General features: G+C 64.0%; 27 protein-coding genes. 8 read left to right on the forward strand and 19 right to left on the reverse strand.

Features of this window, described 5'->3' with window-relative positions; translation table 11 throughout:
* Positions 1-51: 51 nt before the first annotated feature.
* The 5 genes from hpf to RBB42_RS01830 form a co-directional block, all read right to left on the reverse strand.
* Positions 52-615: a ribosome hibernation-promoting factor, HPF/YfiA family gene (gene hpf, locus RBB42_RS01810; RefSeq protein ID WP_305967895.1), complete on the reverse strand. Its 564-nt coding sequence runs from the start codon at positions 613-615 to the stop codon at positions 52-54.
* 274 nt (positions 616-889) lie between these two features.
* A complete protein-coding gene (gene lptB, locus RBB42_RS01815; RefSeq protein ID WP_305967894.1) occupies positions 890-1,648 on the reverse strand; it encodes an LPS export ABC transporter ATP-binding protein in 759 nt (252 codons plus the stop codon).
* Between the two features lies 1 nt (position 1,649).
* On the reverse strand, positions 1,650-2,147 hold the full coding sequence (locus RBB42_RS01820) for an LptA/OstA family protein (protein ID WP_305967893.1): 498 nt from the start codon (positions 2,145-2,147) through the stop codon (positions 1,650-1,652).
* A complete protein-coding gene (locus RBB42_RS01825) occupies positions 2,144-2,758 on the reverse strand; it encodes a hypothetical protein (RefSeq protein ID WP_305967892.1) in 615 nt (204 codons plus the stop codon). Before RBB42_RS01825 ends, RBB42_RS01820 begins: the two co-directional genes overlap by 4 nt.
* 12 nt (positions 2,759-2,770) lie before the next feature.
* Positions 2,771-3,385 carry a ribonuclease D gene (locus RBB42_RS01830; RefSeq protein WP_305967891.1) on the reverse strand — a complete coding sequence of 205 codons (615 nt, stop codon included), beginning with the start codon at positions 3,383-3,385 and terminating at the stop codon, positions 2,771-2,773.
* Between the two features lie 937 nt (positions 3,386-4,322).
* Between RBB42_RS01830 and RBB42_RS01835 the strand changes: the two genes are divergently transcribed.
* On the forward strand, positions 4,323-5,012 hold the full coding sequence (locus RBB42_RS01835; protein WP_305967890.1) for a sugar transferase: 690 nt from the start codon (positions 4,323-4,325) through the stop codon (positions 5,010-5,012).
* A gap of 36 nt (positions 5,013-5,048) precedes the next feature.
* Here RBB42_RS01835 and RBB42_RS01840 read toward each other — a convergent pair whose 3' ends face one another.
* Entirely contained in the window at positions 5,049-5,852 is an 804-nt protein-coding gene (locus tag RBB42_RS01840; RefSeq protein ID WP_305967889.1) for an HTD2 family dehydratase, read from the reverse strand.
* 39 nt (positions 5,853-5,891) lie between these two features.
* Here RBB42_RS01840 and RBB42_RS01845 point away from each other — a divergent pair, with 39 nt between their 5' ends.
* Positions 5,892-6,302: a VOC family protein gene (locus RBB42_RS01845; RefSeq protein WP_305967888.1), complete on the forward strand. Its 411-nt coding sequence runs from the start codon at positions 5,892-5,894 to the stop codon at positions 6,300-6,302.
* Between the two features lie 5 nt (positions 6,303-6,307).
* On the opposite strand, the gene RBB42_RS01850 is transcribed toward RBB42_RS01845, so the two are convergent.
* From RBB42_RS01850 to RBB42_RS01870, 5 genes are all read right to left on the reverse strand, one after another.
* Positions 6,308-6,859 (reverse strand): NADPH-dependent FMN reductase, encoded by a 552-nt coding sequence (locus RBB42_RS01850; protein WP_305967887.1) that lies wholly within the window; start codon positions 6,857-6,859, stop codon positions 6,308-6,310.
* 103 nt (positions 6,860-6,962) lie between these two features.
* Positions 6,963-7,622 carry a YiaD family glycine zipper/OmpA-like lipoprotein gene (locus RBB42_RS01855; protein WP_305967886.1) on the reverse strand — a complete coding sequence of 220 codons (660 nt, stop codon included), beginning with the start codon at positions 7,620-7,622 and terminating at the stop codon, positions 6,963-6,965.
* 176 nt (positions 7,623-7,798) lie between these two features.
* Positions 7,799-8,641: a methylated-DNA--[protein]-cysteine S-methyltransferase gene (locus RBB42_RS01860; protein WP_305967885.1), complete on the reverse strand. Its 843-nt coding sequence runs from the start codon at positions 8,639-8,641 to the stop codon at positions 7,799-7,801.
* A gap of 189 nt (positions 8,642-8,830) precedes the next feature.
* Positions 8,831-9,691 carry an SDR family oxidoreductase gene (locus RBB42_RS01865; protein ID WP_305967884.1) on the reverse strand — a complete coding sequence of 287 codons (861 nt, stop codon included), beginning with the start codon at positions 9,689-9,691 and terminating at the stop codon, positions 8,831-8,833.
* An 18-nt stretch (positions 9,692-9,709) separates the two neighbouring features.
* On the reverse strand, positions 9,710-10,312 hold the full coding sequence (locus RBB42_RS01870) for a TetR/AcrR family transcriptional regulator (protein WP_305967883.1): 603 nt from the start codon (positions 10,310-10,312) through the stop codon (positions 9,710-9,712).
* 107 nt (positions 10,313-10,419) lie between these two features.
* Here RBB42_RS01870 and nth point away from each other — a divergent pair, with 107 nt between their 5' ends.
* The 4 genes from nth (at position 10,420) to RBB42_RS01890 (ending at position 13,989) form a co-directional block, all read left to right on the forward strand.
* A complete protein-coding gene (nth, locus tag RBB42_RS01875) occupies positions 10,420-11,064 on the forward strand; it encodes an endonuclease III (protein WP_305967882.1) in 645 nt (214 codons plus the stop codon).
* Complete coding sequence (locus tag RBB42_RS01880) at positions 11,061-12,050, forward strand: adenosine kinase (protein ID WP_305967881.1); 990 nt, start codon at positions 11,061-11,063, stop codon at positions 12,048-12,050. The genes nth and RBB42_RS01880 overlap by 4 nt, the downstream gene beginning before the upstream one ends.
* A gap of 158 nt (positions 12,051-12,208) precedes the next feature.
* Positions 12,209-13,396, forward strand: coding sequence for a S8 family serine peptidase (locus RBB42_RS01885; protein ID WP_305967880.1), 1,188 nt, complete (start codon positions 12,209-12,211; stop codon positions 13,394-13,396).
* A 56-nt stretch (positions 13,397-13,452) separates the two neighbouring features.
* A complete protein-coding gene (locus RBB42_RS01890; RefSeq protein WP_305967879.1) occupies positions 13,453-13,989 on the forward strand; it encodes a putative glycolipid-binding domain-containing protein in 537 nt (178 codons plus the stop codon).
* 10 nt (positions 13,990-13,999) lie between these two features.
* Here RBB42_RS01890 and polA read toward each other — a convergent pair whose 3' ends face one another.
* The 4 genes from polA to RBB42_RS01910 form a co-directional block, all read right to left on the reverse strand.
* Complete coding sequence (polA, locus tag RBB42_RS01895; protein WP_305967878.1) at positions 14,000-16,807, reverse strand: DNA polymerase I; 2,808 nt, start codon at positions 16,805-16,807, stop codon at positions 14,000-14,002.
* A gap of 77 nt (positions 16,808-16,884) precedes the next feature.
* On the reverse strand, positions 16,885-17,580 hold the full coding sequence (trhA, locus tag RBB42_RS01900; RefSeq protein ID WP_305967877.1) for a PAQR family membrane homeostasis protein TrhA: 696 nt from the start codon (positions 17,578-17,580) through the stop codon (positions 16,885-16,887).
* 106 nt (positions 17,581-17,686) lie between these two features.
* Positions 17,687-18,598 (reverse strand): pirin family protein, encoded by a 912-nt coding sequence (locus RBB42_RS01905; RefSeq protein WP_305967876.1) that lies wholly within the window; start codon positions 18,596-18,598, stop codon positions 17,687-17,689.
* Between the two features lie 98 nt (positions 18,599-18,696).
* Positions 18,697-18,876 carry a zinc-finger domain-containing protein gene (locus tag RBB42_RS01910; RefSeq protein ID WP_219510978.1) on the reverse strand — a complete coding sequence of 60 codons (180 nt, stop codon included), beginning with the start codon at positions 18,874-18,876 and terminating at the stop codon, positions 18,697-18,699.
* 37 nt (positions 18,877-18,913) lie between these two features.
* Between RBB42_RS01910 and RBB42_RS01915 the strand changes: the two genes are divergently transcribed.
* Positions 18,914-19,879, forward strand: a complete 966-nt coding sequence (locus RBB42_RS01915) for an ABC transporter ATP-binding protein (RefSeq protein WP_305967875.1) — start codon at positions 18,914-18,916, stop codon at positions 19,877-19,879.
* A 201-nt stretch (positions 19,880-20,080) separates the two neighbouring features.
* Here the strand turns inward: RBB42_RS01915 and RBB42_RS01920 are convergent, their stop codons facing one another.
* Complete coding sequence (locus RBB42_RS01920) at positions 20,081-20,449, reverse strand: histidine triad nucleotide-binding protein (protein ID WP_305967874.1); 369 nt, start codon at positions 20,447-20,449, stop codon at positions 20,081-20,083.
* A gap of 120 nt (positions 20,450-20,569) precedes the next feature.
* Positions 20,570-22,144, reverse strand: a complete 1,575-nt coding sequence (locus RBB42_RS01925; protein WP_305967873.1) for a DUF5928 domain-containing protein — start codon at positions 22,142-22,144, stop codon at positions 20,570-20,572.
* Positions 22,145-22,274: 130 nt separating this feature from the next.
* On the opposite strand from RBB42_RS01925, the gene RBB42_RS01930 reads away from it, so the two are divergent.
* Positions 22,275-23,093 carry a sulfotransferase family protein gene (locus RBB42_RS01930; protein WP_305967872.1) on the forward strand — a complete coding sequence of 273 codons (819 nt, stop codon included), beginning with the start codon at positions 22,275-22,277 and terminating at the stop codon, positions 23,091-23,093.
* A 22-nt stretch (positions 23,094-23,115) separates the two neighbouring features.
* Here RBB42_RS01930 and rpiB read toward each other — a convergent pair whose 3' ends face one another.
* Positions 23,116-23,565, reverse strand: coding sequence for a ribose 5-phosphate isomerase B (gene rpiB / locus RBB42_RS01935; protein WP_305967871.1), 450 nt, complete (start codon positions 23,563-23,565; stop codon positions 23,116-23,118).
* Positions 23,566-23,667: 102 nt separating this feature from the next.
* Positions 23,668-24,246: a DUF1285 domain-containing protein gene (locus tag RBB42_RS01940; protein ID WP_305967870.1), complete on the reverse strand. Its 579-nt coding sequence runs from the start codon at positions 24,244-24,246 to the stop codon at positions 23,668-23,670.
* Positions 24,247-24,302: the final 56 nt, after the last annotated feature.

A 24,302-nucleotide genomic window follows, 5' to 3' on the forward strand; every position in this document is an offset into this window, starting at 1 on the left:
AGCTAAGGTGCGAACACCGAACGGTCCGGTCTGGCGGCGTTTGGCTGATCTTTACGGATCGATCCAGCCGATGTTGCCATCCTCTCGGCGATACACGACGTTCACGCCATCCTTCTTTTCGTTGCGAAACACCAGAACAGGCGCACCGGCCAATTCCATCTGCATCACGGCCTCTCCAACCGAGAGCGACGGGATCTTGGTCTGCATCTCCGCCACGATGATCGGCTGCAGCGTTTCGGGTTCGTCTTCCCCCGATTCCGCTTCGGTGGCGAGGATATACGAGGCTGCCCCGAAAGTTTCAACAGGCTCGGCCCGGTCCTTGTGATGGTCTTTCAACCGGCGCTTGTAGCGACGAAGCTGCTTGTCCATCTTTTCCGCGCAGGCCTCGAAAGCTGCATAGATTTCCGTCGCATGTCCCTTGGCGGCAGCGTTCAGCCCGCTCGACAGGTGAACGATCGCTTCGCAGACATATTCATGGGCCGCCTTTGAGAAAACAACGGTCGCGTCGGTCGGACGCTGGCCGTACTTGTCCAGCACGCTGCCCAGTTCATTCGTGACATGAACCTGAAGCGCATCGCCGATATCGATGTGTTTTCCCGTGATCTGATAGCGCATGATCTGTCCTTTTCTTATGCACCCGTACGCCACACGGAGGACAAGCCCCCGTCACGGCGTCACAAGGTTCAGGGAAGGTAGTACCGGATCGCGGAATGCACGCGGACCGCCTCGGAACCGAGGAGCCCGCCAACACGCAATGCCGTGATCGATAGCACCATTCCCATATTTGACGAGGAAACCGGCGGGTCTGTCAATGGAAACCGGAGGCATAGCGTGCCCGATGCAGCGACAATCTGTCCACGGCGGCTGTCAAGCGGAGATGACCGCCTTTTCAACCAAAGCGAAAGTTTTCACCCAGGTAGACACGCCTGACGTTTTCATTCTGCACCACTTCCTGCGGCGTGCCCGACATCAGAACCTTGCCATCATGCAGGATATAGGCCCGATCCACGATCTCGAGCGTCTCACGCACGTTGTGATCGGTGATCAACACGCCGATGCCGCGCGTCTTGAGATCCGCGACAAGGTGGCGGATGTCGCCGACGCTGATCGGGTCGACCCCGGCAAAGGGTTCGTCCAGCAGAAGGTACTTGGGGTTCGCCGCCAGGCAGCGCGCGATTTCCACCCGCCGCCGTTCGCCCCCGGACAGGGCCAGCGCAGGGGCCCGGCGCAGGTGCTCGATCGAAAACTCGCCCAGCAGTTCCTCCAGTCGCTCGCGGCGGCGGTGGGCATTGCGTTCGGCGATGTCCAGAACCGCGCCGATGTTGTCCTCGACGCTCATGCCGCGAAAGATCGACATTTCCTGCGGCAGATAACCGATGCCCAGCCGCGCACGACGGTACATCGGCAGGTAGGTGGCATCACGCCCGTCGATCAGCACCTGCCCGCCCTCGGGGTTCACCAGACCGGCGATGGCATAGAAGGATGTCGTCTTGCCAGAACCGTTCGGCCCCAGCAGCGCCGCCACCTCGCCCCGGTCGACGCGCAGGCTGACGTCGCGGATGACGACGCGCTTGCGATAGCTCTTGCGCATGTGTTCGACGCGAAGGCCACTGTCGCCTTCGGTCACGCTCAGGTCGGGGCGGGTCATATCAGGGCTGTCCTTCGCCGTCGGGCGCCTGCTGCAACACGGTGCGCACCCGGCCGGAAAGCTGTGCGGTGCCATCGCTGAGGTTGACGACCATGCGTTCGGCGGTCAACGCGCTGGGCCCTTGGGTCAGCAGGACATTGCCGGTCATGATGACCTGCCCCGCCTCGATGTCATAATCCGCGCGCTGCGCCTCGGCCGCCTCGGAGCCGCTGACCAGGGTCACGCCGCGCGTGGCCTCCATCCGCCGGATCCGCCCCGCCTCGTTCGAGTAGACGACCAGCACCCGGGGGGCCGCCAGCCGCATCTGCCCCTGGGCGATCACCACGTTGCCGGCATACAGGGCGGTTCCGTCGGCCTGGTTCACCTGTAGCGTGTCGGCGGTCACCTCGACCGGGGCGCGGGTGTCCTGCTGCATTCCGCCAAAAGCCACCTGGGCCCCCTGCGCAGCCGCGCCGAGTGGCGCGAGGAAAAGCATGACGGCAAGCAGGTGACGGATCATTCGGCAGCACTTTCTTCTTTCGGCGGTTGATATACCAGTTTCACGCCGCCGGAAAACACCATTTGCACCGATCCCTCTTCTCCGCTGGGCGCGATCCTCAGATGGCCGGCCTCGAACCGACCCACCGGGCCCTCACCTTCGACCGGGCCGATGCTTTCCGCCTCGATCTCATCCAGCCGCGACATCAGCCCCTCTGTGCGCAGGATATAGCCCTGCGAGCTTTCGATGCGAACACCGCCTTGCAGGTGCGCGGACTGGCTTTTGTCACGCAGGATTGCCTCCACGGCGTCCAGACGCAACTCGCTGCCATCGGTCAGGCGCATCAGCGCCTCCAGCTCGTCGGCAATGATCTGGCCGTCACCTTCGGGCCGTACGCTGCGCGCGGTCATGGTCAACACGTCACCCTGGGGGGTGGTTCCCGCAAAATACGGTGCGCTCACCTGCTCCCGCGCCACATCATGTTGCAGCGCCTCGACAAAGGGCACGTCCTGCAACGTCTCGGTCGAGCGCGACAGAAAAAAGAGTGTCGACAGCATGGCCAGCGCCACCAGGGGAAGAAGGATCTTCAGCCAGGCGATCACTCGCGAGTAAAGCCCGTCTCCCCGGCGCATGTTCATCCCCTCTTAGGCATGTGCAAAGATATCGGTGTCCGGCCATCCTTGCAGGTCGAGGATCGCCCGGGTCGGCAGGAAATCGAAACAGGACTGGGCGATCCTTGTCCGCCCTTCGCGGTCCAGCATCGCATCCAGCGCATCGCGCAGCCGGTGAAGATGCAGCACGTCCGATGCGGCATAGTCCTTTTGCGCCTCGGTCAGCTCGGCCGCGCCCCAGTCGCTGGACTGCTGCTGTTTCGAGATGTCGACGGACAGCAGTTCCTGTGTCAGCGCCTTGAGGCCGTGACGGTCGGTATAGGTGCGCACAAGGCGGCTGGCGATCTTGGTGCAATAGACGGGCGCGGCCAGCGCGCCGAATGCATTGTACATCGCGGCGATGTCGAAACGGCCAAAGTGAAACAGTTTCAGGACCTGCGGATCGGTCAGCAGGCGCGCGAGGTTGGGCGCCTCGGTCTGCCCCTTGGCGATCTGCACCAGGTGGGCATTGCCGTCGCCGCTCGACAACTGCACGACACACAAGCGGTCACGGTGCGGGTTCAGCCCCATCGTCTCGCAGTCGATGGCCACGACCGGGCCAAGGTCCAGGTCATCCGGCAGATCACCATTGTAGAGATGGTTGGTCACAGTGCGCCCTTTCGTCCCGATCCGCTTGCCGGATCGACATATCCGCGCCCTGACGGGCTTTCAACTCTGGCCTCTCCACCGCGGCTCTCGACGATTGGATTGTCATGCCACATTTCCCCGGCCCGGGGCCAAAATTCGGCAACTTTGTGACCAATCCGGGCGAATCAGTGGCACCGCCGGGGTGTGATTCGGGCAAGGTCAAGACCCGGACCTCTCGATTTCCCTACTTTTGTAACAATCCGTGAGTTTCACAACTCACCTTATAATTGTCGAATATATCCGAAGCAGCGGAGTCCGGATCAAAAACCGCGGGCCGCCGCCTTCCGTAAGGGCAAGTTATCGATATTGTTTCCAGCAGAATGAACATGTCCGCCTCTGCCGGATTTGTGCAGCGTCAATTTTGCGGTTTCACCGGCCCTATCCCGCTATTTTCCGAGACTGTTCGCGACCCGGAAACACAGGCTGGAAAAACGCCATGAGATTGTTTCACCGCGCGTGTTTCACCAAAGGGAAACAATCCTGCCCGCCTCCACCGGAAACACCGCCGGGCCCTGGGTCATTTTTGAGCTCTCGACCGGTTTTTTCCCCGCATTTCAGATACCTCCGCAAACACCCCATTCACCTCTTGGTTGCGCTCTCTGGCGCAGATTGACGGAACAACGGGGTAAAGTCATAAGAACTTCGTCGAACGATTGGGACAAACTTTCGTCGCAATTTAAATGAACGGCACTTGGGGGTTGGTGCTTCCGCAATGGGGGTATCTCGATAGGTTTGCTGCGCCTTCGGCGCATCGCCATTCAATGACATAGCGGGGGCGATCAGCCCCTCTGCCCGGGGAAACACGCCTTGGCGTGTCATGGCGGAGCTATGCGTGAACCAGCGATGAACGCGAACCAATTCGCTGTGCTCTCGTCGATGCATGACTCGGGAGGTCATCTTGACACTACAACTGCGCCAGCCGCTACCAACGGTCAGGTTCGAAAAGCTGATCGATGAGGCGCTGCACGCCGAAAACGGCCCCGCACTTTATCGCGACGTCTTCAAACGGGCGCTCGACGTGACGCTGGTGATACTGGGCGCCCTGCCTATCCTCTTGATCGTCGGGGCATTTGCCCTGCTCATCGCACGCGACGGGCACTCTCCCTTTTACGCGCAGAAACGCCTGGGCCGGAACGGACGGGTGTTCAACATCTGGAAGCTGCGCAGCATGGTGCCTGACGCCGAAGCCCGGCTGAGCGCATACCTGGACAAGACTCCCGCCGCCCGCGCGGAATGGGACCGGACGCAGAAACTGCGCAACGATCCGCGCATCACCGCCATCGGGCGGTTGATCCGCAAGACCTCGATCGACGAACTGCCGCAGATGTTCAACGTGCTGCGCGGGGACATGTCTCTGGTCGGGCCGCGCCCGATGATGCCCTGCCAGCAGGACATCTATCCCGGCACGGCCTATTACGCGCTGCGCCCGGGGATCACCGGCTACTGGCAGATCTCGGTGCGCAACGAAAGCTCCTTTGCCCAACGCGCCGGTTTCGACACCGCCTACCTGGCCCAGCTTTCGCTGATCAACGACCTGCGCGTTCTGGTCAAGACGATGCGCGTCGTCCTGCACGGCACCGGCTGCTAAGCCGCCCTGGCCAGGGCGTCGCCCCGGCCTTGCCGATCAGTGTTCCACCGTCGCCCGCATGCACTGCCGTCCATCCGGGCCGCGCACCCACAGGTCGTCTCCGGTGCGGCACAGGGTGGCGCGCTCGTCGTGCATCAGGGGCGCGGTCGCCCGAAAGCTGAAGCCACGCACGGGCGCCTTGTCCTGCGCGAACAGCAACAGCCCCTGCGCCAGCAGCGGGCCATGCACCACCAATCCGCCATAGCCCTCGACCGCCCGCGCGTATTCCACGTCGTAGTGGATGCGATGGCCGTTGAAGGTCAGCGCCGAGTACCGGAACAGCAGCGTCTCGGAAAACCCCATCTCGCGGCTGGCCTCCTCTCCTGTCGGGGCCTCCGGCGGCACCGGGCGTGGCGCTGTCGGGTCCGGATCCTCGCGGTAGACGAGGTCCTGCCGTTCCGTCACGCATAGCTGCCCGCCCTGCCAGATCTCATGCGCCAGCGTGACAAAGCCCAGCGGACCGCTGCGCCCGTCCTTGCGGGTCACATCCACCACCCGAGAGACCTTTTCCGCCATCTGCCCGGCGCGCAACGTCGCATGGAACTGCAACGCTCCCCCGGCCCACATCCGGCGCGGCAGACCCAGGTCGGGGATCAGGCCGGTGCCGACACGCGGATGACCGTCGCGGCCCAGCACGCCGGGCGGCTGCGCATCCCAGAAATAGATCTGGTGAAAGAAGGCCGGCAGAGGGGTGCCCGCGTCGATGGTCACGGGCAGGTCCAGTGCCGCTTGCAGGGCGCGGGCGCGGTCCGGATCCATCACGTCTGTTTGACGGCGCTCGGCCGCCGAGCCAGTCTTCATGGGTCACGCTCCTTGATTTTTGCCGGGGTTATTCCAGCCATGCCACCTGTCGTCCAGTCGCTCGACCACCTCGTGCTGACCGTCGCCGATCCCGCCGCAACCCGTCGGTTCTACGAAGCCGTCCTGGGGATGCAGGCAGAGCGGTTCACCCCCGCCGATGGCAGCACCCGATGGGCGCTGAAATTCGGGCGGCAAAAGATCAACCTGCACACCGCCGGGCAGGAATTCGATCCCAAGGCCCGCGCCCCAGGGCCCGGAACCGCGGACCTGTGCTTTCTCAGCGAAACGCCGCTGGTGGAGTGGCAGGCGCATCTTGCAGCCCGGGGCGTGACGATCGAGGAAGGACCGCTGACGCGCACCGGCGCCACCGGCCCGATCCGGTCGATCTACATCCGCGATCCGGATGGCAACCTGATCGAGATTTCCAACCCTGCCCCCGATCCGGGCTGAGGGCCTCAGCCCCGCATTCGCGCGACCTCGCGGCGCAGTTCCTGCATCTGGTCGTTCAGCAATTTCAGCGCGCGTTCATCGGTCAGCCGTCCGTCTTCGTCGAACTGCTTGCGACTTTGCGCCAGCATGAGCTCCGGTCCCGTGAGCAGGCGCGGGCGAAAGGGATTGAGGCAGAGCCGGGCCATGTTCTGGGCCCGCTCGCCCCCGGCACGGCCCGCCGCCGCCGACATCAGCGCGACCGGCTTGTCCCGCCAGGGCGTGCCCTCGGTCCGGCTGATCCAGTCCAGCGCGTTCTTGAGCACCCCTGACAGGCCCTTGTTGTACTCCGGCGTCACCACAAGAACCGCGTCCGCACCCGCGATGGCATCGGCGGCGGCCTGCACGGCGGGGGGAATGCCCTCACCGTTCTGAATGTCCTCGTCGAACAGCGGGAACCGCAGGTCAAGCTCGGTGAAACTGGCAGGTTCAAAGAGGCGGGCGGCCTCGAACATCAGCTTGCGGTTGCTGCTGTCGGCGCGCAGCACGCCACACAGGCCGACAAGGGTGGGTTCGGGCATGATCGGTCTCCTGTCTGTCTGACCCTGACCTACCACGCAAAAGCGCCGCGGCAAGCCGCGGCGCTCTTTTGTCTCTCACAGGTGGGGCACAGCCCCTGTGCAATCACGCGTTGGGCAGGATCACGATCTCGACCCGGCGGTTCTGGGCCTTGCCTTCGGGCGTCAGGTTCGATGCCACCGGTTGATCCTCACCGCGGCCGATGACCGAGATGCGCGACGAGGGCACGCCTTCGGAGATCAGCACGTTGGCGACCGAGCGCGCGCGACGCTGCGACAGGTCGAGGTTGTAGGCGGCGTCACCGTCGCTGTCGGTGTGGCCGATCACCTGGGCGGTGGTGTTCGGATAGGCGAGCAGCGACTGGCCTACGTCGCGCAGATCCGACACCAGCGTCGGGCGCAGGTTTGCGCTGTCGGTCGGGAACAGGATGTCCTGCGGCATGGTCACGATCAGCCGGTCGCCGGTGTTGCGAATGCTGACGTTGTCGCCCATCTGCTGGCGCAGTTCGGCTTCCTGCTTGTCCAGCTGGTTGCCGATGGCGGCCCCCGCGGCGGCACCCACCAGGGCACCCGCGACGGTCGCCCGGTTACGCTCGCCCTTGTCGCCACCGCCCAGCAGGCGGCCTGCAACCGCGCCCACACCGGCCCCCACGAGGGCACCCTGTTTGGTCTGGCGGTTGGGATCGTTCGGGTTGCCCGTGGTGCAGGCCGACAGGCCGATGACCGCCACGGCGGAGATGAGAATCGCGGATTTCGCCCGGATCATGTGTAGCCTCTTTTCAGGTTTGCCCCACTTGAATGGGGTCTTTCACTGTCGATATGCAATAACATCCGCCAAAACCCCAGCCCTGTCACCGGGAAAATCGGCAAGGCTCCGCGCATGGCCCCGGCGCGCGCGTGTTTCGCGCGCGAAACATCTTTTCTTTACAGCACGTTAAGACCTCAAGCCTCCAATCTTGCCGCTTCCCAGGCAAGGATGGCCCGCTTGACCGGCAACCCCCAGTGATAGCCGCCCAGACCGCCGGATTTGCGCAGGGCGCGATGGCAGGGGATCAGGTAGCTGATCGGGTTGCGCCCCACGGCCGTCCCGACCGCGCGCACCGCCTTGGGGTGCTCGATGGCCTCGGCGATTTCGGAATAGGTGGTGACATGGCCCGAGGGGATCTGCAGCAGTGCCTCCCAGACCTTGATCTGGAAAGGCGCCCCGATCAGGTAGAGCGGCACCGGCCCGTCCGCCTTGACGCCGAAGGCGGCCAGCGCCCAGGGTCGCAGGCGCATAGGATCCTCGACGAAATCCGCCCGGGGCCAGCGCGCCAGCATGTCCTCCATCGCCTCTGCCTCTGTCGTCTCGGCGGAAAAGGCGATGCCGCAAATGCCCTTGTCGGTGCCCATGACCAGGGCCGGACCAAAGGGGCTTTCGAACCAACCCCAGTAGATTGTCAGGCCGGCGCCCGCGCGCGCATAGTCGCCGGGGCTCATTGCCTCCCACCGGAGGAACAGGTCGTGCAGACGCCCGCCGCCGGACAGGCCCGTGGCATGGGCGGTTTCCAGCGTGGTGAAGCGACTGGCCAGCAAGGTCTTTGCATGGCCCAGCGTCAGGTATTGCTGGTAGCGTTTGGGAGACACCCCCGCCCATTGGCTGAACAGGCGCTGGAAATGCGCCGGGCTCATGCCGACCTCGCCTGCAATCTGGTCCAGCGTGGCCTGCGGACCCAGTAGGTCAACCGCCTCGATGGCGCGGCGCATGACCTGGTAGTGATAGCTCTGATCGTCGTCCTTGGGCATGGCTGTCTCTCCTTGCGCCGCAGATTAGCCCTGTCGCCGCGGGCGAGCGATCCGAATATTGCGGAAAGGCGAAAGAGCGGCGGTGCATATGAACCAACCTTGGAGCGAGGGACCATTCCCCGGCGGCGAGGATGCCACTGGCAGTGAAGACACCGACATTGGATCCACCTAGCGCCGGGGGTCTTGATGTCAGAGGCCCGCAAGGAAGCGGCCGACCACCATCTCCTGCTGTTTCAAACCGTCGGGATCGGCTGCGGTCTTGAACCGGGTCAGGTCCTCTGCCCAGTCAGAGGTGCGGACGCGGATCGGCGGTGTCTCTGCCGCGATGACGCCCATGATCACCTCTGCCACCTGGTCCGGTGTCTGGTAGGCGTCTGCCCCCATGCGGGACTGCGCGCCAGAGATATAGGTTTGCAGGATCGGCAGGTATTCATCCTCCAGCATGCCGCCGGTCTCCTCGACCTGCTTTAGCACGGTTGCGGCAAATTCGGACTGGATACCGCCGGGCTCGACAGCGCTGAACCGGATGCCGAAAGCCGGGGTCAGATAGGCGGCCATCGCCTCTGTCAGCCCTTCGACCGCAAATTTCGCGGCGCAGTAGATCTCGTTGAAGGGCTGCCCGACAAGTCCGCCGACAGAGGTGACATTCACGATGTGCCCGGCGCGCGCCTGCCGCATGTGCGGGATCACCGCCTTTGTGGCGCGCACGACACCCATATAGTTGATGTCGGTCACGCGGGTGATGTCCGCCTCTGACGCCTGTTCGACGGTACGAACGAACCCCTGCCCGGCGTTGTTCACCAGCACGTCGATGCGCCCGTGATCCGCGATGATCTGCGAGACCGCGGCCTCGATGCTGGCCATGTCCTGCACGTCCAGCGGCAGCACGTTCAGCGTGACGCCCGCCTCTGCGGCCGCCTGATCCAGCGACGCGCGTTTTCCGAGGTTGCGCATGGTCGCATAGACCGTATGGCCCGCCTGCGCGGCCTGCACGGCGATGGAAATGCCCAGCCCGGTGGAGGTGCCGGTGACGAGGATGATCTTGCTCATTTTCATGTCCTTTGGAATTCAGGCCGCGATCGAAAGCCAGACCCGCTCAAAGGTCTGCTCGATGCTGTCGCGCGGTATGGGCTGGCCCCGCATCACCGCCCCGCGCGCCATTTGCATGGCAGGCGCGGTCAGCAACAGGGACAGCAGCTTGGTGTCCAGCGGGGCCAGGGTGCCATCCAGCACCCCGCGCCGAAGAAGCGCCGCGATATCCTCGGCATAGCTGTCCGCTTTGGCCTGCTGGTCTTCGGTCAGCAGATGCGCCGCGGCGCCAAGGTCGAGGAACAGGAACTCGCGCGGGTGATCGGCGATCCAGTCGAACATGTCGAACCACATCGCACGGATCATCGCGGCGGTCGGCGTGGTGTCCCGCCGTCGGGTGATGGTCTCGTGGAACTCCTCTTTCAGCTCCATGTAGACCTGTTGCAGCATGTCGGTCTTGTTCTCGAAATGCACATAGATCGTCCCGGCAGAGACTTGCGCGCGTTTCACAACGTCCGCCACGGACAAGGCGGCAAAGCCCTTGTCCACCGCCTCATACACCACGGCATTGCGCAGTTTCCGACGAGTCTGGTCCTTGGTCAGGCGGGGCATGGCGAGTCCTTCCGGTTCGATGACGCTCAAGTATGATAATGAATATTCATTATCAATAACGCGGGCGAAAAAATGCCTCACACCTTGGTGAGCGGGGCGACTTGCGGCACGGGGGCATTGCGGGCATAGGGGAACGCATGGCCAAGCAGCTTGACTATCATACGATCCGGCAGATCTTTTCCCGCTTTCAGGAGTCCGAGCCGGAACCAAAGGGCGAGCTGAACCACGTCAATGCCTACACGCTGGTCGTGGCGGTGGCGCTGTCGGCACAGGCGACGGATGCGGGGGTCAACAAGGCCACCGAAAAGCTGTTCCAGATCGCCGACACGCCGGAAAAGATGCTGGCCCTGGGCGAAGAGGGCGTGACCGAGCATATCAAGACCATCGGCCTGTATCGCAACAAGGCCAAGAACGTCATCAAGATGGCCAGGATCCTTGTCGAGGACTACGGCGGCGAGGTGCCCAACAGCCGCGCCGCGCTGGAAAGCCTGCCGGGTGTCGGCCGCAAGACCGCCAACGTGGTGCTGAACATGTGGTGGCAGTACCCGGCGCAGGCCGTGGATACGCATATCTTTCGCGTCGGCAACCGCACCGGCATCTGCCCGGGCAAGGACGTGGTCGCCGTGGAACGCGCGATCGAGGACAACATCCCGGTCGATTTCCAGCAACACGCCCATCACTGGCTGATCCTGCACGGGCGGTACATCTGCGTCGCGCGCAAGCCCAAGTGCAAGGCCTGCCTCATCAACGACCTCTGTCCATTCGAGGAAAAGACGACATGAAGAAATACCAGGTCGTCGGCATCGGCAACGCCGTCGTCGACGTGATCGCCCGCACCGAGGACGCCTTTCTGGCCGACATGGGCATCGAGAAAGGCATCATGCAGCTGATCGAGCGCGACCGCGCCGAAACGCTTTACGAGGCGATGGGCAACCGCGTGCAGACACCGGGCGGATCGGTGGCCAACACGATCGCGGGCTTGGGGAACCTGGACGCGCGCACCGCCTTTATCGGGCGTGTCGCGGATGACGACCTTGGCGCATTCTATGCCTCGGCGATGAAGAACGAGGGCATCGACTTTGTAAACGATCCGGTTCCGGGTGGCGAACTGCCTTCGTCGCGGTCGATGATCTTCGTTTCTCCCGATGGCGAACGCTCGATGAACACCTACCTCGGGATTTCCGCCGAACTGGGCCCGGATGACGTATCCGAGGACGTGGCAGGCCAGGCCGAGATCCTGTTCCTCGAAGGCTACCTGTTCGACAAGGACAAGGGGAAAGAGGCCTTTCTCAAGGCCGCGCGTGCCTGCAAGGCGGCGGGCGGCAAACCCGGGATCGCGATTTCCGATCCCTTCTGCGTCGAACGTCACCGCGCGGACTTCCTGAAGCTGATCGAACACGACATGGATTTTGTCATCGGCAACGAAGACGAAATTCGCTCGCTCTATCAGAACGACGACCTGGACGCAGACCTACGCGCCGTGGGCGAGATTTGCCCGCTGGTGATCTGCACCCGCTCCGGTGACGGTGTCTCGATCCTGCACGAAGGCACACGCACCGATGTCAGCGTGGAAAAGATCGTGCCCGTGGACGCAACCGGCGCAGGCGACCAGTTTGCCGCCGGGTTCCTGTTCGGACTGGCCACCGGGGCGGACATGGAAAAGGCGGCCCGCATGGGCAGCGTCGCCGCACGCGAGGTCATCAGCCACATGGGTCCGCGCCCGGAAACCAGCCTGCTGGACCTCTTCCGCCAGCATGGCCTGATCTGACCCCGTCAAGATGTTTCGGGCGCCTGCCTGGTCGACTTTGGCCGGCGCCCGTCTGATTTCATGGCGATTTCACGCGGCATTCACGCAAGTGCCGTTCCGCCACGCATCCCGTATCGCTAGCCTAATCCACAAGGGTTGGATTGTCCGGGGCGCGGTACATGACGCGATATATCCTTTTGCGAGACAAGACCCGGAACTGGCGCAGAGCACGCGTGCCGCTTGGCTCCCGTATCGCGCCGGAGGATCCCGACGCCCCCGCCGACCCGCAGATCGAGGTGAAAGAACTGACGCCCTCCGACCTGCGCGAGACCGCCGGCGACCGCGATCTTCTGACCATCCAGCCCGCCATGCCAACCCGCCTGCTGACGCCCGAACCGATGGACGAGCTGCGCGCCTGCGAGATGGTTCCGGGCTGGGGACTGCGGGCCACCCGGGCGGACTGGACCCCGATGTCGGGCGCCGGGGCGCGGGTGGCGCTGCTGGACACGGGGATTGACGCCGGGCACGCCTGCTTTGCCGGGGTCGCGGTGACGGCACGCGATTTCGCCGGCACCGGCATCGCGGATGCCAACGGCCACGGCACCCATATGGCGGGGACGGTGCTGGGCCGCGACCTAGGCGGCACGCGCATCGGCGTGGCGCGCGGGATCAGCGAATTGCTGATCGGCAAGGTGCTAACAGACAGCGGGCGCGGCCGGTCCGAGGATTTCCTGAACGCGCTGCTCTGGGCCTTGCAGAAAAAGGCGGAGATCGTCGGCTTTGCACTGGCCTTCGATACTGCTGCCCAGATCGAGACCCTTGTCGAGGAGGGCTATCCGGTACCGCTGGCCACTGCGGCGGCAATCCATGCCTATCGCGGCAACCTGCGCATTTGTGAAATGCTGTTGCAGATGATCGGCGGCGGACAGGTTCCGCTGATGCTGGGCGCCGTCGGCAACGACTCTCTCCGCACCATCGCAACCGATTTCGAGACCGGCCCGGTTGCCCCGGCAGCGGCTTCGGGCGTGCTGGCCATTGGCGCCTGCGGGCCGGGCGAATCGGGGTTTTGCCCCGCGCCCTTTACCAACGCGGGCGCGGCCGTGGTGGCACCGGGCGTGGGCATCATCTCGGCCGGTCCGGCCGAAGGCCTGCGCCCGCTCAACGGCACCTCGATGGCGTTGGCCCATGCGGTGGGGATCGCCGCGCTCTGGGTCGAAAAGATGCGTGCCGAGAACGAGGCCGTGACGGCACGGACGCTGGCCACCCGCCTGGTCCGCTCTGCCACCTTCGAGCCGATGTGCCCGGCAGCCTCTTACATCGATTGCGGCAGGGGGTTGATCCAGGCCCCCGAGGGATCGCTGGACTGATTGGCGCCATGGCAAGCGTAACGTGCTAGACTCCGCTCCCAAGGGGAGGCACAGCCATGATCGCAGGAGCGTTCGCCGTCTTGTGGGTCCGCCAGGACGGACCGGGAAACGACGCATGCCGTTTCGCAGAGGCCGAAGGCGGCTTTTTGATCGACGGGTCGTCAACGGATGCGGACTGGACCGCGTTGCGCTATCGCATCCGCGCCCGCAGCGACGGGACGACGCACCGTGTCCGTATCGGCGCCCGCTCCCGCATCTTCATCCAGCGCAATGCAGCGGATGACTGGCTGCTGAACGGGGCACATGCCCCGGAGGTCGCCGGCGCCAAGGATATCCACCTTGGCTTTACCCCCGCTGCGCTGACCCTGCCGATCCGCCGTCTCGCGCTGGGCATCGGGGAAGAGACCGCTGTCGATCTCGCCAGTCTGGACCTGGAACTGGCCCGTCTGACACCTCTGAGTCTCGCCCTCCGGCGGGTCGCGAAGGACAGGTACGCGACGGTCGATCAAGCGAGCGGCGCGACCTCCAACCTGACAGTGGATGCGCAGGGTATCGTGCGTGCCGTAGAGGGGCGCTGGATCGCGCAGAGGTAACGCGCCGGCCTCAGTGCGCGTCGGCCCAGTTGTCGCCCTGCCCGGCATCCACCACCAGCGGCACGTCCAGCTTCACAACCGGGTCGCAGGCACCCTCCATGACCTCCTTGGCCACACCGATCAGGTCATCGACCGCGTCTTTTTCGACCTCGAACAGCAGTTCGTCGTGCACCTGCAGCAGCATCTTGGCGGGCAGACCCTTGATGGCATCCGGCATCCGGATCATCGCGCGCCGGATGATATCCGCCGCCGTGCCCTGGATCGGTGCGTTGATCGCCGCGCGCTTGGCAAAGCCCGCACGCGGCCCCTTGGCGGCGATCTCTGGCGTGTGGATCTGGCGGCCGAACAGGGTTTCCACCCGTTTGTGTTCCTTGGCGAATTCCACCGTCGCGTCCATGTACTTGCGGATGCCGGGGAAGCGTTCGAAATAGCGGTCTATGAACCCTTGCGCCTCCCCCCGTGGGATGCGCAGGTTCCGCGCGAGACCAAAGCCGGAAATCCCGTAGATCACGCCAAAGTTGATCGCCTTGGCCTGACGGCGAATGTCCGGCGTCATCTCGTCCAGCGGCACGTTGAACATTTCCGACGCCGTCATGGCGTGGATGTCCTGCCCTTCGCGGAACGCCTGTTTCAACGCGTCGATCCCGGCCATGTGGGCAAGGATGCGCAGTTCGATCTGGGAATAGTCGAGGCTGACCAGAACCTGCCCTTCGGGCGCGATGAACGCGGTGCGGATGCGGCGCCCCTCCTCGGACCTCACCGGGATGTTCTGCAGGTTGGGATCGTTCGATGCCAGCCGCCCGGTGTTCGCGCCCGCGATGGAATAGGACGTGTGCACCCGCCCCGTATCGGCGTTGATGTGTTCCTGCAGGGCGTCGGTGTAGGTCGATTTCAGCTTGCTGACCTGCCGCCAGTCCAGCACGCGGCGGGGCAATTCGTGTTCCGTCGCAAGGTCTTCGAGGATGTCGGCCCCGGTGGAATACTTGCCGGTCTTGCCGCGCTTGCCGCCCTCGAGCCCCATCTTGTCGAAGAGGATCTCACCAAGTTGCGCAGGGCTGCCGACGTTGAACTTCTCGCCGGCCAGCTCGTGAATTTCCTCTTCCAGCTGCGCCATCTTCTGGGCAAAGGCGCTGGACATGTTGCGCAGCACCTCGCGGTCGACCTTGATACCGGTCATCTCCATCTGGGCCAGCACAGGCACCATCGGGCGTTCCAGCCCCTCGTAGACGCGCGTGACCCTGGCGCGGTGCAACTGCGGCTTGAAGACCTTTGCCAGCCGCAGGGTGATGTCCGCGTCCTCGGCGGCATAGCGCGTGGCCTTGTCGATCGGCACTTGGTCGAAGGTGATCTGGCTCTTGCCGCTGCCGATGATCTCCTTGATCGGGATCGGCGTGTGCGACAGATAGCGTTCCGCCAGCGCATCCATCCCGTGCCCGTGCAGCCCCGCGTTCATCGCGTAGGACATCAGCATGGTGTCGTCGATCGGTGCGATCTGCACACCGTAGCGCGCCATGACCTTGGCGTCGTATTTCATGTTCTGGCCGATCTTCATCACCGCCGGGTCCTCCAGCAGCGGCTTCAGCGCCTCAAGGGCCTGCTCCAGCGGGATCTGCCCCTCTGTCAGGTCCTTCGACTCGAACAGACCCTCGCCGCTTTCGCCGCGATGGGTCAGCGGGATGTAACAGGCATGGCCGGGGTCGACGCAAAGCGAGATGCCGACAAGGTCGCAGGTCATCTCGTTCAGGCCCGTGGTTTCCGTGTCGAAGGCCACGGTGCCGCGCTCGTTCGCGCGGTCGATCCATTTTTGCAGCGCCTCCATATCCGCCACGGTTTCATACCGTTCGGGGTCGATGGCAGGCCAGTCGGGGTCTTCGTCCCTGGGGTTGGCCCCCTCTGGCGTGGCGTCCGGGATCACCGGCGCCTCGACCCCCAGACCGTCGGCAATACGCTTGGTCAGGGTGCGGAACTCCATCTCCTTGAGAAAGCCCAGCAGCACCTCGGGTTCCGGGTCGCGCACCTCGAGATCGTCCAGCGTGAACGGCAGGTCCATGCCCTCGTCCAGCTGAACCAGTTTCTTGGACAGCTCGATCTGGTCGCGTTTCTCGATCAGGGTCTGGCGGCGCTTTGGCTGCTTGATCTCCTCGGCCCGGTCGAGCAGGTCTTCTAGGCTGCCATATTCGTTGATCAGCAGGGCCGCCGTCTTGATCCCGATGCCCGGCGCCCCAGGCACATTGTCGACGGAATCGCCCGCCAGCGCCTGCACGTCGACCACCCGTTCCGGCGGGACTCCGAATTTTTCCATCACGCCTTCGCGGTCGATGAGCTTGTTCTTCATCGGGTCCAGCATTTCGACGCCGTCGCCGACAAGCTGCATCAGGTCCTTGTCCGACGACAGGATCGTGACCCGCCCGCCGGCCTCCCGGGCGCGGCAGGCCAGCGTGGCCATGATGTCGTCGGCCTCGAATCCCTCGATCTCCTTGCAGGCGATGTTGAAAGCCTCGGTGGCCCGGCGGGTCAGCGGAATCTGCGGGCGCAGATCCTCTGGCATCTCGTCGCGGTTTGCCTTGTACTGATCGTACAGGTCGTTGCGGAAGGTGTGGCTGCCCTTGTCGAACACCACCGCAACATGGGTCGGCGCATCGGGGCCCGTATTCCCCTCGACATAGCGGTGCAGCATGTTGCAGAACCCGCTGACCGCACCGATCGGCAGGCCGTCGCTTTTGCGGGTCAGTGGCGGCAGGGCGTGGAAGGCCCGAAAGATATAGGCCGAACCGTCGATCAGATGCAGGTGGCATCCCTTGCCGAAAGTGCTGGCCATGTGTCGTCTCCCGCTCAGGTCATGTCACGCATGATGTGCCACGAACCGCGGCGGGGTGCCAGCAGCGGATTTCAGCCCTAGCGCACCGCCACCACAGGATGCGGCACGGCGGCGGCCAGGAAGACGGCCACGAAAAAGACGATGGAGGCCGCGACCACCATGCCGTGCCAGATCGTGTTGTGAAACCGCAGGCGCGAGGCCATCAAGAAAGGCGTCCCTATGGAATAGAGCACGCCGCCCACCACCATCAGTACGCAGACCGACAGCGGCAGCGCCGCCAGCAGGTCCCAGCCGCCGATCACCACCGCCCAGCCAGTGCCGAGGCACATCAGCACCGCCAACCCGGCGGGCAAGCGCCGTTTGAACAACGTCACGGCCGCTGCCCCGGCCGCCGCGCTCCAGACCGCGGCGAGCAGGCCGGACCCGGTGCCCGACAACAGCGCGAAAGGCGTGTAGGTGCCAGCGATTTTCAGGTGGATGGCCGACATGTCGAGCCGCCGGAACAGATCCGTCAGGTGCGGGCGCCCGACATGGTTGTACAGCAGAGAGGCGGTCAGCATCACGATCAGCGTGCCGCCGTAGATCGAAACACCGACGATCCCCGCCGCGTCCCCGCGCCAGACCGCGGTCAGCGTGATCAGAACCGGCACCGCCGCCAGCGCAAGCACCAGCGCAACCATGTGCACGGCCATGTCACTGGCCCGCTCCGCCGGGCTGTAGTCCCGCTCTACCCGGTCAGGCAGGGCGTTGGAAATGTCCCGTTTCGCCATCATGAGGTTAGGGTATCCGCACCACGATCGAATGCAAATACCTTGGCACGAAAGGGTAAGCGCTTCGTGACCGACGGTGAGGGGCGCGATACACGCCCCTCGCCCCGGATCAATGCGCGGGCTTGATGAAGGTGCCGTTGTGCAGGTCCTGCATGGCCTTGCGCAACTCGCCTTGGGTGTTCATCACGATGGGCCCGTGCCAGGCCACCGGCTCCTGAATAGGCTTGCCCGCGACCAGCAGAAAGCGCACCCCCTCCGGTCCCGCGCTCACCTTGACCTCGTCGCCGTTGCCAAAGCGCACCAGCGTGCGGTTGCCCGACATGTCGCGGATGTTGACCTCTTGCCCGCCGAACTCCTTCTCGACGCGCACGCCGATCGGATCCGCGGCCTCGGCAAAACGTCCGGCCCCGGCAAAGACATAGGCAAAGGCATTCGCCCGCGTGTCGATGGGCAGCACCTTGGTCACGTTCGGCGGCACCGATACATCGAGGTACAGCGGATCGGCGGCGATTCCGTCGACCGGCCCGCGCTTGCCCCAGAAAGAGCCCGTGACAACCTTCACCCGGGTGCCGTCATCGTCGATGATCTCGGGGATATCCGCGCCCTGGATGTCCTGGTAGCGCGGCGCCGTCATCTTCAGCGAGGAGGGCAGATTCGCCCATAGCTGAAAGCCGTGCATCTGCCCCTTGGCGTTCCCGCGCGGCATTTCCTGGTGCAGGATGCCCGACCCTGCGGTCATCCATTGCACGGAACCCGCGCCCAGCACCCCCTCGTTGCCCAGGGAATCGCCGTGCGTCACCTCGCCCTCCAGCACATAGGTGATGGTCTCGATCCCCCGGTGCGGGTGCCAGGGAAAGCCTTTCAGGTAATGCGCCGGATCCTCGTTGCGGAAGTCGTCGAGCAACAGGAAGGGATCGCTTTCGCTTGTATCGCCAAAGCCGAAGACGCGGTGCAGATGCACGCCGGCGCCCTCCATCGTGGGCTGCGCGGCGGATTGAGAGGTGACAGGTCGGAAAGTCATGGCAAACTCCTCATCGGTTTGCCACTACATAAGGCGCGCGGCGCACCGCCCCAATCACCACCCGCGCACAGATCCTGTGACGCGCGTCACACTGGCGCTCAGGCCTTGCCCTCGAAATCCTTGTGGACGTATTTCGCGTCGCAGTAGGGACACTCGACAAAACCGGTCTCAAGCGGGATCTGCAACCATACCCGGGGATGGCCCAGGGCCCCTTCACCGCCGTCACAGGCGATGCGATAGCTCTCGACAATCTTGGTCTCGGGCGCTTGGGTCGTCATCTGGTTCCCTTTCGCGATGCTCTGGCCTATTTGCCTTATGACCAAAGCGGAGAAGGGGAGCAAGCCGTTGGACAAGGGGCAGAATGACGCCGCAATCCGCATCGAGGGCCTGACCAAGACCTATGCAGGCGGCAAACAGGCGCTGAAGGGCGTCGACCTGAACGTGCCCGCGGGCTCGGTTTTCGGCCTGCTGGGGCCGAATGGCGCGGGAAAATCGACGCTGATCAACATTCTCGCCGGGCTGGTCATCAAGACCGCCGGCCAGGTGCAGATCTGGGGCTGGGACCAGGACCGCAACCCGCGACAAAGCCGCGCCGCCATCGGCGTCATGCCGCAGGAACTCAACCTCGACCCGTTCTTTAGCCCGCGCGGCGCGCTGGAGGTGCAGGCCGGACTCTACGGCGTGCCGAAATCGCAGCGCCGGACCGATGAGATCCTGGAGATGGTCGGTCTCAGCGACAAGGCAGAGGCCTATGCCCGCACCTTGTCGGGCGGCATGCGGCGCCGCCTCCTGCTGGCCAAGGCGCTGGTGCATTCACCGCAGGTGCTGGTGCTGGACGAACCCACGGCCGGCGTCGACATCGAGCTGCGCCAGATGCTCTGGACCAATGTCCGCAAGCTCAACCGCGAACGCGGCATGACCATCATCCTGACAACCCACTACCTCGAAGAGGCCGAGGAGATGTGCGACGAGATCGCCATCATCAACCACGGACAGCTGGTGGCGCAGGACAGCACCTCGAACCTGCTGGGGCGGCTTGACGCCCGCACCATGGTGATCCAACCCGAAGAAACGCCGGAGAAACTGCCGCAGGCCGAAGGCATCGAAGCCGAGACCCGCTCCGACGGCAGTCTCGCCCTCACCTATCGGTCGACCCAGACCCGCGCCGAAGAGGTGCTGGCCGCGGTCCAATCCGCCGGGATCCGCATCCGCGAGCTGAGGACCGAGGAGCCGGACCTCGAGGATGTCTTCCTCGCCCTCACCAGCAGCACGGCGGCCTGAACGCGCCGGATCATTTTTGAGTATTTTCAGAGAGAAGAAACCCCGCTGCTTCTTCTCTCCGGAAAATACTCCTGGCATGCGTCATCCGCCTGCCAGCCATTTGCCAGAGGCGGCGGCTCCCCACACACCCCGAGCCCGCAGGCCAAAGGCCGGAGGCCGACGGGCGAGACGTCCTGTGCGCCCCCAGGGCGCGCTTCTGGATCAAGCCTTGGCCAGCATCCGGCCCAGCGGACGCCCCGCCAGGATATGAACGTGCAGATGCGGCACTTCCTGCACGCCGTCTCTGCCCGCGTTGGAAATCAGCCGGTAGCCTCCGGCCTCCAGACCTTCCATCCGGCAAACCTCGCCGATCACCCGGTTGAAATCCAGGATCTCGGCATCCGTCGCCTCTTGCACGAAATGGTCGTAGCAGACGTAGGCGCCCTTGGGGATCACCAACACATGCACCGGCGCCTGCGGATAGATGTCGCGAAAGGCCAGCGTGTGCTCTGTCTCCAGCACCGTCTTGTTTGGGATCTCGCCGGTCAGGATCTTGGCGAAGATGTTTTTCGGGTCGTAGGTATAGGCCATGCCGCGCGTCCTGCTGCTGTTGTGTCGGGTGGAAGCCCTGCCCCGGCCGCCGGGACGGATCTTGCTCTTGGCATAGCTCCTGCAGCGCAGAACGCCACCGCTTTCTTGGACCGCGGTAGCTCAATCCGCTAAAAACCGATCCAGTGCCACGATCTCCTGCGCGACACTTGCCGGCACCGAAAGAAAGCCGGCCACCGCCCGGGCATGGGCCTCGCGCGGATCTGTTTCGCGCAGGCGCAGGTGGTTGTCGAACTTGGCGTCCCGGATGCGGTCGCTTTCGTGCAGCAGATCATTGCGGACGGTGGGCAGCAAACGCGCCAATGCTTCCGGCGGGGTCCGCTCACCGGCAAGCCCCGAACGCATGGCATGACCGGCCAGGTCGGCGTCCGAGAAGTGACACTCGATCTCCAGCATCCGCGTCTGCGCCCGGTCGCGGCCGAAATCCTCCAGCAGATCGAGGTTGGCCGGATCCATGCAGATCACCAGTCGGTCGCTCTCGTAGTAGTCATACAGCATCCGCATCAGCGCCCGGCGGTGGCGGTGGCGCTTGGACATGGTGGACTGGATACCGCCAAGGTCCGGCAGGGGACAGGCGTCCTCGTTGAACAGATACTCGATGCAGGGAATGTTTGTCATCTGGCGGATGCGGGCGGTCAAACGCTTGGCAACATGCCATTTCTTGCAGATCACGATCAGCAATTCGCGTTCGCGCCCCAGGCTGCTTTCGGTCTCCCAGAAGCGTGGCGCGAAGCGGCGCCCCGTCCGACCGCGTTCGGTCAGGAAACGGTACAGCGACGAACCCTCGTTCGAGATCTGGAACCGCGCCGTTTCGGCGGCATAGAGCACGCCGAGGCGGCGGCGCAACTCGGTTGCCTCGGGGCTGATCTTGCGGGCGAACAGGTAATCCTGGCTCAGCAACAGGTCATAGTGATCGTTGTAGAAATTCACCGGCATCCCGTAGTCGGTGAACAGCAGGAAGGTCAGTGTGCGGCTTTCGATCTCGTGCTCGGGCACGAGATGGCGGACGAGGGTCTGGAAAAAGGTCTCATCCGGGATCCATGTACTTGCGAAAAAGCGCACCACGTCGCGGCGCGTCTTCACGAAATCCAGGATCCATTCGATCGTGCGACGGCGCAGGCACCACCACTGGCTGCCGATCATCACCTCGATGTCGTCCGGGATCTTTCGCGTCAGGCGCAGCCGTTTCTGCGCCTCGAACATCGCGTAGAACAGGCGCTTCTGGGTGCGTTCGTTGAACCAGTGGCGGTAGATCAGGCGTTCTTCCTTCCAGCCGGTCTTGATCCAGTCCGACTGAAAGTAATCAAAGCTCTCGATGTAGTCGCATTCGCGCCGGTCCAGAAAGGCATGGGCATATTCGGCGGACTTGATCGCCATGCAATCGCCCGAGACCATGTAGAAATGCGTCGCACGCGGAAAGGCGTCCACGGCCGCCTCGACCGCGTTCAGCGTGGCGCGCACTAGGCTCCATTCCCCCCAGCCGCATTTGATCCGCCGGGCGAAGACCACGTTAGGATTGTCCTTGAGCGCGGTCTTGATACGGGCAAAGTCCTGCGCCCCGGCGCGGGCGTCGAAATGGATCGAAATGTAATCGCCGACGGCGGTCAGGCTCTGCGCCTGCTTGACGATGGCGTCAGGATCCTTGTGACACAAAAGGATGAAGGCAATTTTCGCCATCCAGAGAACCAATCGCCCCAATTTCGCCCGATTGTTTATGTTGATAGAGGTGAATTTCTGTTGAATAAACCTGCTTTGCGCGGATTTTCCGCCGGGATGCGCCACGGCAGGCGGCAAGGAGACAAGACGGATGGGGTTTCCCGGCACATGGATGACCGAGAGCGAAAGCGTCTTGTATCGCGTCGTGCCCAAATGCGCCTGCTCGACGATCGGGCAGATCCTCTACTATTCGGACCACGGCGCTTTTTTCGACGGTGACATCCACGACGCCAGGCAGGGCCTGCACAAATGGGCGCAGGACCACAGTCAGCCGATCATCAGCGCCAACGTGAAAACGCGCAACGCCTACGCCTTCACCTGCGTGCGGAACCCCTATAGCCGCGTCCTGTCCAGCTTTTTCGACAAGATCTGCGGCATCCAGCGCAATGGCAAACGCTATCGCGGCAACATGGTCCCGCTGCTCATGCAGAAATACGGGGTCGAGGTGGGCGATCCGGAAAACGGGTTCCAATTCGACCAGGTGCGCAGTTTCCGACGTTTCCTGCTGTTCGCGCGCGACACGATCCGCTGGCGCCGCCCGATGGAGCCGGACATCCACTGGTCGGCCATCTCAGGCCATGTCGGCACCTTCATCGTGAACGGCGGGCGCTATGACCGCATCATCTGGACGGAAAAGTTCAACGAGGGGATGCGGGACGTGCTGGACCACATCCAGACGCCCCACCCGATCGACCTGACCGCCATTCCCCGGTTCAACGAATCCGAGGGCCACGGGCCGAAACGCGCGCATCCGGTCGAGGATTACTTCGACGATCTGTCGATGCACCTGGTCAAGGAAATCTATGGCCGGGATTTCGACCTGTTCAAATACGATTTCGACAACCCGGGCAACAAGCTGCCCGTGGGTGAAATCGACCTGGACGAGGTGCACGCCAAGCTGGGCGACTGACCGCCCGGCCCGGCGCTTGGGCTCAGGCTTCCAATGCCTTGATCATGTCGACCCGGGTTCCGTGGCGGCCGCCTTCGAATTCGGTTTCCAGGAAGGCATCCACGATTTCCAGCGCCAGCCCCTCGCCCACGACGCGGGCGCCCAGCGACAGGATCTGCGCGTCGTTGTGCGCACGGATCATGCGCGCGGAAAACGGATCGGCGCAGACCCCGCAGCGGATGCCCGACACCTTGTTTGCCGCCATCATGATGCCCTGCCCGGTCCCGCAGAGGATGATGCCGAGCGCGCAATCGCCCGAAGCCACCTTGCGCGCGGCGGCGGCACCATGTTCGGGGTAATGGGTGCTTTCGGGCGATGTCGGGCCGATGTCCACCGCCTCCCAGCCCTTCGCCTCGATGTGCCGGGCGATGGCCTGGCGCAGGTCGATGGCGGCGTGGTCGCTGGAAAGCACGATGCGTTTGCTGTCGGTCATGGCGTCTGTGTTCCGTTTCCGGGGGATATCCAGGGGTTCGCGGCAGCCTCTACCACGCTGCCTGCCTGCTGTCCTGCCGAAAGACGCCGCAGGGGCGCGGTGTCAGCCCAGTTCGCCCGAGGGAATGATCTGGAAGAACTGCCCGGACGACCAGACCCCGAACCAGCCATCGTGATGCGCGCCGTGATCCACCAGCCGGTAAAAGCTCTTGCGGTCGATCAGCGCCTCGAGGTTGGCCCGGATCAGGACGTAGGGCGACGGCTCGCCCGTCTCAGGATCGCGTTCCACCCGGATCGGGTGATCAGGACCCGCCGAGGCGAAATCGCCCACATGGGTCTCGAAGGTCAGCACCTGCGACTCGCCCTCGCCCTCCGCCTCGAAATCGACGGCCACGAAAGGCGCGTCATCGACGGTGATCCCCACTTTCTCGACCGGAGTGACCAGAAAATAATCATCCCCGTCCTTGCGCAGAATCGAGGAAAACAGGCGCACCAGCTCGAATCTGCCGATGGGTGTGCCGAGGTAGAACCAGGTCCCGTCACGCGCTATACGCATGTCGAGATCGCCGCAGAAGGGCGGATTCCACTTGTGCACGGGCGGCAGGCCCTTGCCTTTGCGGGCCTCTCTGGCCGAGGCGGCAAGGCCGTCGGCAGACGGGGTCACGAGATTTTGTCCGCTCATAGTTTTTGCCATTCCCTTCCCAGTCGATACATACTTACCCAAAGAGATAGTATGCA

It is taken from the genome of Mameliella sp. MMSF_3455 (genome assembly GCF_030733205.1).
Taxonomy (GTDB): Bacteria; Pseudomonadota; Alphaproteobacteria; order Rhodobacterales; family Rhodobacteraceae; genus Antarctobacter.

Coding starts and splice junctions, on each gene's coding strand:
- hpf (WP_305967895.1), bottom strand. CDS start 615: ATGCGCTATCAGATCACGGGAAAACACATCGATATCGGCGATGCGCTT.
- lptB (WP_305967894.1), bottom strand. CDS start 1,648: ATGACCCGCCCCGACCTGAGCGTGACCGAAGGCGACAGTGGCCTTCGC.
- RBB42_RS01820 (WP_305967893.1), bottom strand. CDS start 2,147: ATGATCCGTCACCTGCTTGCCGTCATGCTTTTCCTCGCGCCACTCGGC.
- RBB42_RS01825 (WP_305967892.1), bottom strand. CDS start 2,758: ATGCGCCGGGGAGACGGGCTTTACTCGCGAGTGATCGCCTGGCTGAAG.
- RBB42_RS01840 (WP_305967889.1), bottom strand. CDS start 5,852: ATGAAGACTGGCTCGGCGGCCGAGCGCCGTCAAACAGACGTGATGGAT.
- RBB42_RS01845 (WP_305967888.1), top strand. CDS start 5,892: ATGCCACCTGTCGTCCAGTCGCTCGACCACCTCGTGCTGACCGTCGCC.
- RBB42_RS01850 (WP_305967887.1), bottom strand. CDS start 6,859: ATGCCCGAACCCACCCTTGTCGGCCTGTGTGGCGTGCTGCGCGCCGAC.
- RBB42_RS01855 (WP_305967886.1), bottom strand. CDS start 7,622: ATGATCCGGGCGAAATCCGCGATTCTCATCTCCGCCGTGGCGGTCATC.
- RBB42_RS01860 (WP_305967885.1), bottom strand. CDS start 8,641: ATGCCCAAGGACGACGATCAGAGCTATCACTACCAGGTCATGCGCCGC.
- RBB42_RS01865 (WP_305967884.1), bottom strand. CDS start 9,691: ATGAGCAAGATCATCCTCGTCACCGGCACCTCCACCGGGCTGGGCATT.
- nth (WP_305967882.1), top strand. CDS start 10,420: ATGGCCAAGCAGCTTGACTATCATACGATCCGGCAGATCTTTTCCCGC.
- RBB42_RS01880 (WP_305967881.1), top strand. CDS start 11,061: ATGAAGAAATACCAGGTCGTCGGCATCGGCAACGCCGTCGTCGACGTG.
- RBB42_RS01885 (WP_305967880.1), top strand. CDS start 12,209: ATGACGCGATATATCCTTTTGCGAGACAAGACCCGGAACTGGCGCAGA.
- RBB42_RS01890 (WP_305967879.1), top strand. CDS start 13,453: ATGATCGCAGGAGCGTTCGCCGTCTTGTGGGTCCGCCAGGACGGACCG.
- polA (WP_305967878.1), bottom strand. CDS start 16,807: ATGGCCAGCACTTTCGGCAAGGGATGCCACCTGCATCTGATCGACGGT.
- trhA (WP_305967877.1), bottom strand. CDS start 17,580: ATGATGGCGAAACGGGACATTTCCAACGCCCTGCCTGACCGGGTAGAG.
- RBB42_RS01905 (WP_305967876.1), bottom strand. CDS start 18,598: ATGACTTTCCGACCTGTCACCTCTCAATCCGCCGCGCAGCCCACGATG.
- RBB42_RS01910 (WP_219510978.1), bottom strand. CDS start 18,876: ATGACGACCCAAGCGCCCGAGACCAAGATTGTCGAGAGCTATCGCATC.
- RBB42_RS01915 (WP_305967875.1), top strand. CDS start 18,914: ATGACCAAAGCGGAGAAGGGGAGCAAGCCGTTGGACAAGGGGCAGAAT.
- RBB42_RS01920 (WP_305967874.1), bottom strand. CDS start 20,449: ATGGCCTATACCTACGACCCGAAAAACATCTTCGCCAAGATCCTGACC.
- RBB42_RS01925 (WP_305967873.1), bottom strand. CDS start 22,144: ATGGCGAAAATTGCCTTCATCCTTTTGTGTCACAAGGATCCTGACGCC.
- RBB42_RS01930 (WP_305967872.1), top strand. CDS start 22,275: ATGGGGTTTCCCGGCACATGGATGACCGAGAGCGAAAGCGTCTTGTAT.
- rpiB (WP_305967871.1), bottom strand. CDS start 23,565: ATGACCGACAGCAAACGCATCGTGCTTTCCAGCGACCACGCCGCCATC.
- RBB42_RS01940 (WP_305967870.1), bottom strand. CDS start 24,246: ATGAGCGGACAAAATCTCGTGACCCCGTCTGCCGACGGCCTTGCCGCC.